The organism is Enterococcus sp. 1001283B150225_161107_E12, from assembly GCF_015556925.1.
GTDB classification, from domain to species: Bacteria; Bacillota; Bacilli; order Lactobacillales; family Enterococcaceae; genus Enterococcus_B; species Enterococcus_B mundtii.
Genome location: NZ_JADNNI010000001.1, coordinates 399,724 through 415,317, shown reverse-complemented (window position 1 = coordinate 415,317; position 15,594 = coordinate 399,724). Strand labels below are relative to the sequence as shown.

11 protein-coding genes are annotated in these 15,594 nt (G+C 38.9%); 10 read left to right on the top strand and 1 reads right to left on the bottom strand.

Annotation, left to right across the window (positions count from 1 at the left end):
• Positions 1–2: 2 nt before the first annotated feature.
• The 10 genes from I2F89_RS01735 to rlmD all read left to right on the top strand — a co-directional run bounded on the left by I2F89_RS01735 (position 3) and on the right by rlmD (position 14,115).
• Positions 3–647 carry a hypothetical protein gene (locus tag I2F89_RS01735; protein ID WP_195513304.1) on the top strand — a complete coding sequence of 215 codons (645 nt, stop codon included), beginning with the start codon at positions 3–5 and terminating at the stop codon, positions 645–647.
• Positions 648–752: 105 nt separating this feature from the next.
• Positions 753–929 carry a hypothetical protein gene (locus I2F89_RS01730; RefSeq protein WP_195513303.1) on the top strand — a complete coding sequence of 59 codons (177 nt, stop codon included), beginning with the start codon at positions 753–755 and terminating at the stop codon, positions 927–929.
• A 399-nt stretch (positions 930–1,328) separates the two neighbouring features.
• Positions 1,329–3,491, top strand: coding sequence for a hypothetical protein (locus I2F89_RS01725; protein WP_161643073.1), 2,163 nt, complete (start codon positions 1,329–1,331; stop codon positions 3,489–3,491).
• Positions 3,492–3,925: 434 nt separating this feature from the next.
• Complete coding sequence (pcrA, locus tag I2F89_RS01720; protein ID WP_195513302.1) at positions 3,926–6,169, top strand: DNA helicase PcrA; 2,244 nt, start codon at positions 3,926–3,928, stop codon at positions 6,167–6,169.
• A 20-nt stretch (positions 6,170–6,189) separates the two neighbouring features.
• Positions 6,190–8,232: an NAD-dependent DNA ligase LigA gene (gene ligA, locus I2F89_RS01715; RefSeq protein WP_071866273.1), complete on the top strand. Its 2,043-nt coding sequence runs from the start codon at positions 6,190–6,192 to the stop codon at positions 8,230–8,232.
• 93 nt (positions 8,233–8,325) lie between these two features.
• Positions 8,326–8,631: an Asp-tRNA(Asn)/Glu-tRNA(Gln) amidotransferase subunit GatC gene (gatC, locus tag I2F89_RS01710; RefSeq protein WP_010735262.1), complete on the top strand. Its 306-nt coding sequence runs from the start codon at positions 8,326–8,328 to the stop codon at positions 8,629–8,631.
• On the top strand, positions 8,631–10,103 hold the full coding sequence (gene gatA / locus I2F89_RS01705) for an Asp-tRNA(Asn)/Glu-tRNA(Gln) amidotransferase subunit GatA (protein ID WP_071866274.1): 1,473 nt from the start codon (positions 8,631–8,633) through the stop codon (positions 10,101–10,103). Before gatC ends, gatA begins: the two co-directional genes overlap by 1 nt.
• Positions 10,100–11,530, top strand: coding sequence for an Asp-tRNA(Asn)/Glu-tRNA(Gln) amidotransferase subunit GatB (gatB, locus tag I2F89_RS01700; RefSeq protein ID WP_071866275.1), 1,431 nt, complete (start codon positions 10,100–10,102; stop codon positions 11,528–11,530). Before gatA ends, gatB begins: the two co-directional genes overlap by 4 nt.
• A gap of 9 nt (positions 11,531–11,539) precedes the next feature.
• Entirely contained in the window at positions 11,540–12,586 is a 1,047-nt protein-coding gene (locus I2F89_RS01695) for a diacylglycerol kinase (RefSeq protein WP_023519798.1), read from the top strand.
• A 164-nt stretch (positions 12,587–12,750) separates the two neighbouring features.
• Positions 12,751–14,115, top strand: coding sequence for a 23S rRNA (uracil(1939)-C(5))-methyltransferase RlmD (gene rlmD / locus I2F89_RS01690; RefSeq protein ID WP_071866276.1), 1,365 nt, complete (start codon positions 12,751–12,753; stop codon positions 14,113–14,115).
• A 562-nt stretch (positions 14,116–14,677) separates the two neighbouring features.
• Here the strand turns inward: rlmD and I2F89_RS01685 are convergent.
• Entirely contained in the window at positions 14,678–15,559 is an 882-nt protein-coding gene (locus I2F89_RS01685; protein WP_071866277.1) for an Rgg/GadR/MutR family transcriptional regulator, read from the bottom strand.
• Between the last annotated feature and the right edge of the window lie 35 nt (positions 15,560–15,594).

Below are 15,594 nucleotides of genomic sequence, written 5' to 3'. Positions count from 1 at the left end.
GGTTGTGGACAGGTAGTTCAGTCAATAATCAAACAGCACAAACTCAAATCAACAATGCTACCCTTACAACGAATGGAATGGTTGCTGTTCGATCTTCACCTACTGAAAGCTTATGGCAAGAGCAAAAACTTTATGCTGGCACCTATTATGTCTACGTGAAAGTAACTGGTCAACTACATGAAAATCCTGAACTAGCACATTTACCAAGTGAAAGCTTTTGGTATGAAGTCGTTATCGAGGTGCCAAAAAGTCCATTAAATGTCGAAGTTCCTTTAGAAAAAATTTTTAAAATTCGTGAAGAAGGGCAATTTGATACGATTGCATCCTCTCAACCGATTATCAGCCACAGTAATTTTCCGATCAATTTAACGGTAACCGAAGTCGTGGAACATGCCACAGCTTCACCTGTGACATTGGTGAATGAAATTCTATCTGGCGCAAACAAACAGCTACGTTTGCACTTAGGGACGACGAATAACCAAGATTCTGGTTCTCTAGTTGTGGGACTGAATCAAGCGTCTCCCATTGAAATACTCCCATTTTTAGATAATCCGTTGCATTTGTATCTCAAGGGAGAATATGCTGGGTCACTCCAGCAAAAACATGAGGTCAGCTATTCATTTGTTTATCAGTTGACCGCGAAATAATCAAGCAAAAATGAGCAGATGATCAGTCGAAACGTTTGATTTTTATAGATATAAGGGGAACATTTAAAGCTGGTTATCTTTGAATAGAGAGAGGTAAGGAATATTATGGAGACAAATATAGAGTTAAAAGGCGAATTAGGTATCGTGGATAGTCGACCGCCGACTGAAGAAATTAAACCACCCCCTGGAGAAAGTCAGCCATCAACAGAGAGAGTAGTTCTTCTGAGGAGCGCACATCAACGACGGATTCAACGAGGACAGATGAGCAACTTGAACAAATAAACGATACAAACACAGCAATTCGAACAGATATCCAAGGGAGTACCCAAATACCGATCAAAGTCGAAACGCAAACGATTGATTATTTTCCAAAAACCAATGAACAATCGGAACCTTTAGTTGTGACGTGGGTAGGTATTTTCCTTGTGTTTGCTGTGATCAGCTATCGAATTATTGATCGTAAAATGAACAAATGATTTAGTGGAGACAGCGATTGAAACTGAACTGATTTTTTAGTTATTTATGTCATCGCTTACAGGCTGGTCATCATTAAACTGAATAATGAAGTGAATAACTAGTGAAGAGTATCAGGAGTTTTCAGATAAAAAAGGGTGAACTGGCTTATAGTAAGCGTTGAACTCTCTATGAATCAATAAAAAAATCTCATACATGGAGGTAAATATGAAACAACATAAAAGGTGGCTTATCTATTGGACATTTTTGTTGTTCACTCAACTATTATTTTTGAATCAATTAGTTTACGCTGAAACTGATTTAGTAGATGGAAAAACTGAATCAAGTATTGTACAAAGCGGACAGAGGGACCCTAATTTTTTGGGAAGTGATCGCAATTCAGTAAATGATAATGGAGAAGGGACTCTATCAGAATCTAATCAAGTGGCTAGAGCATATGGTGGAAGTGGGACAGAAACCGATCCTTATACAGTAGCTTCCCGAGACGATTTGATTGCTGCGTTAAATGCGATAAATACCGATGCCGGTAGCGGACCTTATCATATTAAATACACTGCTAATATTCTTTTTTACGCTTCAGGTGTCCATGATATTCATAAAGATATCATCATTGACGGGCAAGGGTTTTACATGCATTCTTCCAGTACCAACCAAGGATCTTATCTCTTTCGAGTACAAGTCCCAAACGTAAATGTAACCATCAAAAATCTTAATTTTGGTAAAAAGGGCTATGTAATTCCTGGAGGGTCAGAGATAAGTTTGCTTCCTACATCTGGAATATTGACTTCTGCTAATGTGTCCATTCCGTTTCATTTAAGTGTAGAAAATATTACGATTTATACGAATTATGGTGGTCGTCGATTTTTTACTAACAACCAAGAATCTACAATTACTTTTTACGGAGAAAATATAATCACTATTGATGGTTCTTTTCTTCCAATCTATAGTTCGATGATCGACATGTGGCATGTGACATTTGCAGAAAATTCTAAAACGTATCTGATTTCTGATGATAGACTCGTTAATTCAGCGATATTTAGTACTCAATTAGCAACCGGTCAAAGTTCGGCTGATCAAAGATTACAAATTCAACTAGAAGATCGTTCGGAAGTAATCATTAATGCCAATATTCCTCAGTTAGGCATTACCCCTGTGGGATATGATCTATTTATAGGAGAAGGCAGTAAGCTAAGTTATGAAAGTGAGGGGTTAATGGAATTTGGGCTTGCCAAGCAGTCTTCAACCACGGTGTCGGAGATAAATGTTGCTAAAGATGCACAGTTGACTTTCAGCACTTACTCCACGTTTAATCCCCTTCTAACGCCTAGTTCTAAAGTCTTGTTTAATGTGAATGAGCCTGAATTGATCAGGTTCAAAAAAAGAAGTACGTCAGTAACTAGTTCAATTAGTAGTGGAATAGAAAAAATTCAAATCAACCGTTTAGATGGGCAATCTGGAGAAATCGGTGGCTATCAATTCAATGCGCAGGATCGGTATAATCAACCGATTTCGAAAGATATTGCGACAGAACAACTTGTTGATTTGTATACGCTTGGTATAACGAATGAAGTGATTTACCAAAAAAAATTCGATATTCCAACAGTTGAGACTAGTCCAGAGGTTGATTTAGATGTGAGTGAACTGACCACGACAATTGAGACGGTGACACCAAGCAACCGCCCGTTGACGAATCATCAATTTATACTGAGTAAAGAACCGCTTTGGTCAGGGATGTCCATCAACACAGAGGCGGCTCAATCGCAGATTACTAGTACTACCCCTGCAACTAGTGGTGTAGTAGCAATTGAAACTTCAGAGACTGAAAGAACTTGGAAACAAGAAAAATTACGCGCTGGCACCTACTATGTCTATGTGAAAGTAACAGGAATCATGCAAGAAGATCCAGAACTTCAGAAATACTTAAGTCAAAGTTTGTGGAAGGAATTCGTAGTTGATGTGCCTAAGAGTGTGCTGAGTGTGGAAGTACCTTTGGAGAAATTCTTTACTGTCCGTGAAGCAGGAGAATTTGATGAACTGGCCGCCGCCCAACCAATCATCAGCCATAGTAATTTTCCAATCGGTTTTTCAGTGACTGAAGTAATTGACCATTCAATTGAAGAAACGCCAGTGACTTTAGTGAATAATGTAGTGCAAGACGCCCATAAACATTTACGTCTTCATTTAGCAGCGACAAATGGGCAACATTCTGGGCCATTGATTCTTGGTGAAAATCAATCAGATTCAATTGAAGTATTGCCTTTTCTTGAGAATCCCTTAAAACTATACCTTAAAGGAGAATATTCTGGTCCCATGACGGATAAACATGATGTGAGATACCGGTTCATCTACAAACTAAGCGCTCAAAGTTGAACTTAGTAAATAGATGTTGCCATGTACGGAAGAAGCGGTGAACGCAGCTTGTTATTAATTTGAAAACTAAATAAGGGATGTTTTAGGAGAGGGATCTTCAAACGAAAGCCAGAAAATCTAAAAATGGGCATATTTTAGATTTTCTGGCTTTTTTAGGATGACAAAGTAGAACAATAGACCAGACTGCTTTTTTGACCTTTTTCTGACATGATACAAGGGTTCTTTATTCATTTATGAATGGTCAAAATGGACGCCTTTTGAAATTCTTCAAAATTTTGTAAAACCGATGGTTAGACGTATATTAAAGTAGAATATTTCTTTTTTATTCTAGGTTCTTCACAAGATATAAACAAGCTTTCACAAGAAGATTCCCTTTATTGAACCGCATGATAATGCTATAATTAGAAGGATTGATAATAGAAAGGATGTTGTGAATGTCATCCAAAGAAAACTTATTAAAGGGAATGAACCCTCGTCAAAAAGAAGCGGTTCTACATACGGATGGCCCGCTTTTATTGATGGCTGGCGCCGGTAGTGGGAAAACCCGCGTTTTGACGCATCGAATCGCTTATTTGATTGAAGAAAAAGAAGTGAATCCGTGGAATATCTTGGCGATCACCTTTACCAATAAAGCGGCGAAAGAAATGAAAGAACGGGTCAATGCTATTTTAGAAACAGGCGGCGAAGATGTTTGGGTATCTACCTTTCACTCCATGTGTGTCCGTATTTTAAGACGTGATGTGGATTATATCGGGTATAACCGAAACTTTACGATTATTGATTCTTCCGAACAATTATCGTTGATGAAACGAATTTTGAAGGAACTGAATATCGACCCTAAAAAGTACGATCCAAGAAGCCTTTTAGGTTCGATCTCGCAAGCAAAAAATAGCTTATTGTCACCAGAGGCTTTTGCCAAAATGCAAGGCAGTTACTATGAAGAAATTGCTGCGAAATGCTATGCAGCATACCAGAAGGAACTCCAATACAACCAATGTATGGATTTTGATGATCTGATCATGAATACGATCCGTTTATTTGATGAGCATCCAGATTCATTGACGTATTACCAAAACAAATTCCATTACATCCATGTAGATGAATATCAAGATACGAACCATGCACAATATACGTTGGTCAATCTATTAGCCGGACGTTTCAGAAATCTTTGCGTAGTAGGAGATGCAGATCAAAGTATTTACGGTTGGCGTGGAGCAGATATGCAAAACATCTTGGACTTTGAAAAAGATTATCCAGATGCTGCGGTGATCTTGTTAGAACAAAATTATCGCTCAACAAAAACAATCTTGAATGCAGCGAATCAAGTCATTGAAAACAACAGCAATCGCAAACCCAAAAATCTATGGACTGAAAATCAAGATGGGAATAAAATCACCTACTATCGAGCAGACAATGAACGTGACGAAACACGTTTTATTGTAGAAAGAATGCAAGAAGAGATCCAAATGAATCGTCGGAATTATGGAGATTTTGCCATTCTTTACCGAACAAATGCCCAATCGCGTGTCATGGAAGAAACCTTACTGAAAGCCAATATTCCGTACAAAATGGTTGGAGGTCATAAATTCTATGATCGAAAAGAAATCAAAGATGTTTTGGCGTATCTTAATGTGATGGCTAATCCTCAAGATTCACTGAGTTTTGAGCGGATCGTCAACTCACCAAAACGTGGCATTGGACCAGGATCGGTGGAAAAACTCCGTAGCTTTGCCACGATGCACGAATGGCCATTGCTAGAGGCTGCAAGAAATGTTGAATTAGCGAACATCGGTGGAAAAGCCGGAACACAATTAGGCTCTTTTGGCGAGATGATGCACCAATTGACTGAAATGATCCCTTATTTGACCGTCACAGAGTTAACCAAAGAAGTGTTAGAGCGTAGCGGCTATTTAGATGATCTAAAAATCCAAAATACCTTAGAATCACAAGCACGTATCGAAAACTTGGATGAGTTTTTGACCGTGACACAAGAATTTGATAAACAATTTGAAAAAGAAGGATTAGATAATGCAGAATCACCAGAAGACAAATTGACCGTATTCTTGAATGATTTAGCGCTTGTTTCAGATCTGGATAATTTAGAAGAAGAAACGAAACAAGTAACATTGATGACATTACATGCGGCTAAAGGATTAGAATTTCCAGTGGTATTCTTGATTGGTTTAGAGGAAGGGGTTTTTCCGCTTTCACGTGCCTTGATGGAAGAAAGTGAATTGGAAGAAGAACGTCGATTGGCTTATGTGGGGATCACCAGAGCCGAAGAAGCATTGTTTTTAACAAATGCCTTTTCGCGAACGTTGTATGGACGCACGCAGTACAATCGCCCATCACGTTTCTTAGAAGAAATTGATCAAGAATTATTAGACATCCATGGCATGCGTCCAACACCGAATGCGTCTCAACCGTCACCTTTTCGTACGAATAACGCGACACCTAAGTACCAACAACCAACAAAAGCAGGTGTTTCAGCAAAAGTCGCTACAGGTGGTGAAACAGGTGGTTGGAAACCAGGAGATAAAGTCAAACATAAAAAATGGGGACCAGGAACAGTGGTTAGAGTAAGTGGTGACGCAAAAGATCTTGAACTTGATATTGCTTTTCCAAGTCAAGGAGTCAAGCGTGTATTAGCCGCTTTTGCACCAATCGAAAAAGTTTAGTTCAATAGGGGGAGAAAAAGATGGAACACGAAATGACGATCGATGAAGCAACAAAAAAAGCAGAAGAACTCAGAGTGCAGTTAGATCGTTGGTCTCGTGAGTATTATGTGTTGGACCAGCCAACAGTAGAAGATTATATCTACGACAAAACCTATGCCGAATTAGTGGCGATCGAAGAACAATATCCAGACCTGATCACCGCAGATTCACCGACACAACGAGTAGGTGGAAAGATTCTTTCAGCATTTGAAAAAGTCACACATGACATTCCATTATATAGTTTGAACGATGTCTTCAATAAAGAAGAACTATTAGCATTTGATCAACGCGTCCAAAAAGCAATCGGCCATCCAGTCGATTATTGCTGTGAATTGAAAATCGATGGTTTATCGGTATCCTTGCGTTATGAGAATGGCGAGTTTGTTCGGGGAGCAACTCGTGGGGATGGTTCTGTCGGCGAAAATATCACGGAAAATCTGAAAACTGTACGCTCTGTTCCAATCAAATTAAAAGAACCAATGAGTATTGAAGTGCGTGGCGAATGCTTTATGCCAAAACGTTCATTTGTAAAATTGAACCAAAAAAATGAAGAAGAAGGTAAACCAGTCTTTGCCAATCCCCGCAATGCTGCAGCGGGTTCCTTGCGCCAGTTAGATTCCAAGATCACAGCAAAAAGAAATCTTGATACGTTCTTATATACCGTAGCCGATTTTGGACCAATGCAAGCCACTACGCAATACGAAGCGTTAGAAGAATTAGACAAGATCGGTTTCCATACGAACCATGAAAAACGGCTTTGTCACTCAATCGAAGAAGTTTGGGCGTTCATTGAGGAATACCATGAAAAACGAAAAGACTTACCTTATGAGATCGACGGGATCGTTATTAAAGTCAATGACTTTTCAATCCAAGACCAATTAGGTTTTACGGTTAAAGCCCCACGTTGGGCAACAGCCTATAAATTTCCACCTGAAGAAGTAGAAACGGTCATCGAAGAAATCGAATGGACGGTCGGCAGAACGGGTGTAGTGACACCGACAGCGATCATGACACCAGTTCGTGTTGCTGGAACGACGGTCAGTCGCGCCAGTCTGCATAACGGGGATTATATCCAAATGAAAGATATCCGCTTGAACGATACTGTCCAAATCTATAAGGCAGGGGATATCATTCCAGAAGTCGCACAAGTTATTTTAGATAAACGTCCAAAAGACAGCGAGCCTTATAAAATGCCCGAACATTGCCCTGTCTGTCACAGTGAGTTGGTTCATTTAGATGAAGAAGTTGCCTTGCGTTGCATCAATCCGAAGTGTCCCGCACAAATGAAAGAAGGACTGAACCATTTCGTTTCCCGAAATGCGATGAACATCGATGGCTTAGGCCCAAGAGTCTTGGAACAGATGTACGATAAGAAACTAGTCGCTGATGTTGCCGATCTCTATAAACTAACAGAAGAAGAATTATTGACGTTAGACAAAATCAAAGAAAAATCAGCGAATAATATTTTAACAGCGATCGACAATAGCAAAGATAACTCGGTAGAACGCTTGATCTTTGGTTTAGGTATCCGTCACGTTGGCGCAAAAGCAGCGAAAATCTTAGCAGAGCATTTTGGCGATTTAGAAACGTTGAGTCGCAGCGATTTTGAATCAATCATCCAATTAGATACGATCGGGGATATTATTGCAGATAGTGTAGTGACTTATTTTGACAACGAAGAAGTCCACGAGTTGATGGAAGAGTTAAAACAAGCAGGTGTCAACCTTGAATACAAAGGGATTCGTTCGACACAGCTGAAAGAAGTAGAATCGCCGTTCAAAAACAAGACGATCGTATTGACGGGCAAACTAACTCGATTCACAAGGGAAGAAGCCAAAGAAACGATTGAGAATCTTGGCGGAAAAGTCACTGGTAGCGTATCGAAAAAAACAGATATCGTTGTCGCTGGCGAAGATGCGGGTAGTAAATTAACGAAAGCCCAAGAGTTAGGGGTCGAGGTTTGGACGGAAGATCAAATGGCTGACGCGTTAGCAGAGAGTCATCCTGTCGAGGGAGCAGAATAATTTTTCAGATAAATTTCAAGAAAGAATTTCAGAATGCGAATTTCTTATGTTAAAATAAGAAGCAAAGTTTTCATTTAGGAAAGAAGGGGTACTATGGCGATTAGTGAAGAACAAGTAAAACATGTAGCGAAGTTAGCCAAATTGAAATTTGCCGACGAAGAGCGCGCAGGTTTTACTGACCAATTAGGAAAAATCATTGACATGGTAGAAATGCTGGAAGAAGTAGACACAGAAGGCGTACCATTTACATCAAACGTCGTTGAAACTGTCAACGTCATGCGACAAGACCGTGCACAACTAGGTTGGAGCAGAGATGAATTATTAAAAAATGTACCAGAAAAAGAAGATGGGTTCATCAAAGTACCAGCAATCATCGATAATGGGGAGGCTGGCGCATAATGACAGAATTATACAATCGTTCATTAGAAGAACTACACGACTTATTAGTGTCAAAAGAAATCACTGCACAAGACTTAGTGAGAGCTACATTTGATCGTATCAAGGATACAGAACCTGCGATTGATGCATTCATTACATTGAATGAAGAGAAAGCTTTAGCCCAAGCCAAAGCCTTAGATGAAAAAGGCATCGATGAGCATAATGTCCTTTCTGGTATCCCGATCGGTATCAAAGACAACATCGTGACAAAAGATCTTTTGACGACAGCAGCTTCAAAGATCCTTTATAATTTTGAACCGATCTACGATGCGACAGTCATGGAAAAAGTATACGAAGCAGACATGATCCCTGTTGGTAAATTGAACATGGATGAATTTGCAATGGGCGGAAGTACCGAAACTTCTTACTTCAAAAAAACAAAGAACGCTTGGGATCAAACAAAAGTACCTGGCGGATCATCTGGTGGTTCAGCCGCCGCAGTTGCCGCAGGACAAGTGCCAGTTTCTCTAGGTAGTGACACTGGTGGAAGTATCCGCCAACCAGCCGCTTTCAATGGGATCGTAGGAATGAAACCAACTTATGGTCGTGTGTCACGTTTCGGTTTGATTGCATTTGCTTCATCTTTAGACCAAATCGGTCCAATGACCCGGACAGTCAAAGATAACGCATTAGCATTGACCGCAATCAGTGGCTACGACGAAAAAGACGGTACTTCATCTGGTGTATCTGTGCCTAACTTTGCAGATGGCTTGTCTGGTGATATTAAAGGAATGAAGATTGCTTTACCTAAAGAATATTTAGGTGAAGGTGTCGATGAAGGCGTGAAAGAAGCAATTCTTAAAGCAGCTGAAACATTCCGTTCATTAGGTGCAACAGTTGAAGAAGTTAGCTTACCTCATTCAAAATATGGCGTGGCTGTCTACTATATCATTGCTTCATCTGAAGCAAGTTCGAACTTGCAACGTTTTGACGGTATTCGTTATGGATATCGTTCAGAAGATGTCAAGAACTTGGATGACGTTTATGTCAATTCACGTTCTGAAGGTTTCGGAGAAGAAGTAAAACGCCGGATCATGTTAGGAACGTTCTCATTGAGTGCAGGTTACTATGACGCGCATTTCAAAAAAGCAGGACAAGTCCGTACATTGATCAAGCGTGACTTTGAAAAAGTTTTCGCGGATTATGATTTGATCATCGGCCCTTCTTCACCAACAGTTGCGTTCGGTCTTGGTGAAAATATCAACGACCCGATCACGATGTATATGAGTGATATCTTGACGATCCCAGTGAACTTGGCAGGACTACCAGGCATGTCAGTACCTGCAGGCTTATCGGAAGGATTACCAGTTGGTTTACAGATCATCGGTAATTATTTCGAAGAGAAAACCATGTATCAAGCAGCTTATGCTTTTGAGCAAGCGACTGAGTTCCATCGTCAACAACCAGCTATTTTAGGAGGGAAAGCCGAATGAATTTTGAAACAGTCATTGGACTTGAAGTCCATGTGGAATTAAAAACCAACTCAAAAATCTTCTCTCCAGCTCCTGCGCATTTTGGTGCTGAACCAAACAGCAACACCAATGTGATCGACTGGGGATACCCTGGAGTTTTACCAGTAATGAATAAAGCCGCGCTGGAATTTGGGATGCGTGCAGCGTTAGCATTGAATTGCGAAATTTCGAAAGATACTCATTTTGACCGCAAAAACTATTTCTATCCTGACAATCCCAAAGCTTACCAAATCTCACAATTCGATCAACCGATCGGTCATGATGGCTGGATCGAGATCGAAGTGGAAGGTAAAAAGAAAAAAATCCGCATTGAACGTGTGCATTTAGAAGAAGATGCAGGGAAAAACATGCACGGCATCGGTGGTTACTCTTATGTCGATCTAAACAGACAAGGAACACCATTGATCGAGATCGTTTCAGAAGCAGACATGCGTTCTCCAGAAGAAGCCTATGCTTATTTAGAAGCTTTGCGTTCTGTGATCCAATTTACTGAAGTCAGTGACGTGAAATTAGAAGAAGGTTCAATGCGTTGTGATGCGAACATTTCTTTACGCCCCTATGGACAAGAAGAATTTGGGACAAAAGCAGAATTGAAAAACTTGAACTCCCTTTCTTTTGTCAAAAAAGGTTTAGCATTTGAAGAAAAACGCCAAGCAAAAGTATTGTTATCTGGTGGAGAGATCCAACAAGAAACTCGTCGCTTTGATGAAACGACGAATAAGACGATCTTGATGCGTGTCAAAGAAGGGTCAAGTGACTATCGTTACTTCCCAGAACCTGATATCCCAAGATTCGTGATCGATGACGAATGGATCCAACGAGTGAAAGCAAGCTTACCAGAAATGCCTGCCTCTCGTCGTGAACGTTATATTCGTGAACTGGGTCTACCAGAGTATGATGCAAAAGTATTGACACTATCAAAAGAAATGTCTGATTTCTTTGAAGCAACATTGGAAAATGGGGCAGATGCCAAACAAGCATCCAACTGGTTGATGGGTGAAGTATCAGCTTACTTAAACAGTGAAAAGTTAGAATTAGCTGAAACGAAATTAACACCTGAAAACTTAGCAGGTATGATTCTTTTGATCGCAGATGGTACGATCAGTTCTAAAATTGCGAAAAAAGTCTTTCGTGAGTTGATCATGAATGGCGGAGATGCACAAAGTGTTGTCGAAGCAAACGGTTGGGTCCAATTATCTGACCCAGCGAAGTTATTACCGATCATCAATGAAATTTTAGATAACAATCAACAATCTGTTGATGATTTCAAAAACGGAAAAGACCGTGCAGTCGGTTTCTTAGTTGGACAAATCATGAAAGCTACAAAAGGACAAGCAAACCCAGGTGTGGTCAACAAATTGCTAAATGAAGAATTAGCGAAACGATAGAGGAATGCTATGAAAAAAGCGCGTGTGATCTATAATCCGGTCTCAGGTAAAGAATTGTTAAAACGTAATCTTGCCGACATCCTCCAAGCTCTGGAGGAGTCGGGCTATGAAGCAAGTGCTTATGCCACGACTCCGGAAGAGGACTCGGCAAAAAATGAAGCACGACGAGTCGCTGAGTTAGGTTTTGATCTTGTCGTTGCTGCTGGTGGCGATGGGACGATCAATGAAGTCGTCAATGGTATCGCCTCACTGGAAGTTAGACCTAAAATGGCGATCATTCCAGCGGGAACGACCAATGACTATGCTCGCGCCTTGAAGATTCCTCGAGATAATATCAAGGCAGCAGCAGAAGTCATCAAAAAGAATCAAACAGTCAAAATGGATATCGGTCAATCCGATAATAGCTATTTCATCAATATTGCAGCTGGTGGCTACTTGACAGAATTGACCTACGAAGTTCCTTCCGAATTGAAAAGTATTTTTGGCTATCTTGCATATTTGGCAAAAGGAGCAGAAATGTTACCACGTGTCAAACCGATCAAGATGCACTTGAAGTATGACGAAGGAGAATATAATGGCAATGCTTCGATGTTCTTTTTAGGGTTGACGAATTCCGTTGGTGGATTTGAACAAATTGCGCCTGATGCAAAGCTAGATGATGGAAAATTTTCTTTGATCATTGTCAAAACGGCGAATATTTTTGAGATCCTACACATTGCCGCACTCATGCTCAATGGAGGAAAGCATGTAGATGATCCAAGGGTCATTTATACAAAAACAAGTTCCCTTTATGTTGAAACCGAAGATAATGCGAATCGTCCTGTCATGATCAATTTAGATGGCGAATACGGTGGGAATGCTCCAATGCATTTCCAAAATCTTCATCAACATATCGAGTTTTATGCAAACACAGATCAAATTCCAGATGAGGCAATCACTGGTTTTGAGGAAGAAGAACTAGAAGAAGTTAGCAAAGAATTCGTCAAAGAAGTAGAACGTTTGACGGATGAAGACATCGATGGCGATGGCAAAATTGCTGATAAGGATCAGAACTGAGTAGGATTGGACGACTATTAGAAGGAAAAAGCAATGATCATAGGATTACTTACTTTTTCCAATAGACTGAAGAAAAAAAGGGCTGGGAATGAATGGATCTCCCAGCTCTTTCCTTTGTTAAACGGACAAAATTAGAAACCATTCAAAAGAATAGGAGTAATGAAATGACACAAACAATTAAGAAAAATGAACGGTATACTGTTGATATCATCGATTTAAGTTACGAGGGGTTAGGTGTTGCGAAAATTGATGGCTATCCATTATTTATTGAAAATGCTTTGCCAGGTGAACAAGTGGAGATCCTTGTCGTAAAAGCAGGCAATAAATTTGGCTATGGTAAGGTCGAAAACTGGTTGACGACGTCACCAGACCGTCAAGAAATCACTAGTAATGTTCTGTTGCGTACAGGAATCGCTCCTTTAGCCCATTTAAGTTATGATCAACAATTAGTATTCAAACAAAAACAAGTCGAACACGTTTTAGCTAAAATCGCTAAAATGCCTGAAGTCACAGTACAACCAACGATCGGGATGGAAGAACCTACAGGATATCGCAATAAAGCACAGATTCCTGTTCGTCGCGTCGAAGGCGAATTAGTGACTGGTTTTTACAAGAAAAACAGTCATGACTTAGTGGAAATAGAAGATTTCTTCATCCAAGACCCACAAATCGATCAAGCCATCATTAAGGTAAGAGACATCTTGCAACGTTTCCAAGTACGTGGCTACAATGAAGAAAAAAATGAAGGACAAATTCGTCATATCATTGTTCGTAGAGGTCATTACACCCATCAAATGATGGTCGTTCTAGTCACTCGAAAAGAAAAATTCTTCAAAGCGAAAGAAATCGCTGAAGCCATCCATGAAGCTTTACCGGAAGTGGTGTCAGTGATCCAAAATATCAACGAAGAAAAAACGAATGTCATTTTAGGAGAAAAAGAAAAAGTTCTTTTTGGTCAATCATATATCGAAGATCAGTTACTTGGTAAGACCTATCGTATTTCTTCTAAATCCTTTTATCAGGTCAATACATTACAAACCGAAGTACTGTATCAAAAAGCGATTGAATTTGCTGAATTGAAAAATGACGATGTCGTGATTGATGCCTATTCAGGAATTGGAACGATTGGTTTATCTATAGCAGACCAAGTAGCAAGCGTTTATGGAATGGAAATCGTACCAGCAGCAATTGAAGATGCACAGTTTAACGCATTGACAAATAAAATCGAAAATGCGCATTATGAAGTTGGAAAAGCCGAAACAGTCATGAAAAAATGGCAAGAAAAAGGGATCAAACCAACTGTTTTAGTTGTCGATCCTCCAAGAAAAGGCTTGGATGCACGCTTTATTGATTCAGCGATCGAGATGGCTCCTGAACGAATCGTTTATATCTCATGCAATCCTGCAACGTTTGCCAGAGATGTGAAGTTGTTTGCAGAAGATGGTTATAAATTGGAAAAAGTCCAACCAGTTGATTTATTCCCACAAACACATCATGTGGAATGTGTCGGATTATTACGTAAAGGTTAATTGATTTAAATAGATGAGCGCAAGGCATTATATCCTATAAACTCATTTTAGAAGACGTTTCTGTCAAAAGAAACGTCTTTTTTAGGTGAGTGATAATATTAGTTATCAAGGAGAGCTCTTCTAAAAATGGTATCGCACTCAAAATAGAAAAAGAAAACTTAGTTGTCACCTGAAATTAGCAACGTACATAAAATTTTCAAATTCACAAAGGGCTATAAATTAGACCATCACATTAAGGATGGAGGAGAGCAACTAGAAATTCTTTATACCAATAGATTGTTGATTTTGAAAACTATCAAAAGATTTTTAAATGTTTTGGGGTCTAATCCTGAATGTACTCGATAGGTCAAAAATTTTGTAAAATAGACGATTGATACTATCCAAATTAGACTTCTTAAAAAACTTTGTGTATAAAATTTACAATCTTTAGTGGTTTTATAGATTAAAAGTATCAGCATTTTGTTGATGTTTTTTTCTGACATCACTCTTTTTAATGGTTGGAGCCATAATCACTAGCAACATTTTTGGAAGATGGATAGATTACAAGTAAATCCCTATAAAATTACCTTAATCCAAGCATTTTTTTTGCGAAAGTCTCCATTTCTTGAGCATAATCATTAAAATCCAATAGTCTAAACATATCGATAAATGAATCAATCGTGTTGAAATTTTTGACAGTAGGATCATACTTACATTTTAAGATCTCAGTAAAAATATTATATAAAATACGTTCTCTTACATAATTGATCGTGTTGAAACTTTTGAGTTCGGCTAAATAGAAGTTCATATTTTCAAGCTCGTCTCTTTCAAATTTCAACATGATAACGTTGATTATAAAGAAGCTATATAATTTGTAAAATTTAAAACTCCCTCGCACATTCCGATATTTTTTTCGAAGAATTTTTACTTTTGAAAAAATATAAGCATCATTAAAAAGGGAGAGACAGTTGGAGAATAAATTTAATTCGAATGCTCCCCATACTTCTACATCATTTAAATAGTTCTTTATAACCATAACTTCATTCTCTGTGATAATAAATTTTTCAGCCCTGATTTTTCGATATAATAATAATTTGTATTGGATGAATAAGTAATAATAATAGAAATCATTACTTTTCATGTATAGCTGATATGTATGGTTTATTTTTTCTTCTAAGTCAGTCCAGTTATACGTATAATAGGCTTTTTCTAATACTTTATTCGCTTTTTCCTTATTTGAAGCTACTGTTTGATTTGGCCATTCTTCATTAAAATGTAGTAAAAAGTAATCTTCAACAGAAATATTTAATCTGTCCAAGTACGATTGGAACAAATTCAAAGAAATATTAGTTCCAGTATTTTCGAAAGAAGAAAGAGTTGTTCGGCTACAAATCCCTTCGCTTAGAGTTCTCTGACTTATATTTCTTTCTTTGCGTAATCTTTTTATTATTTCATGATGTTTCATTGGTAACCACCTCTCTTGACGGAAATCTGTACATT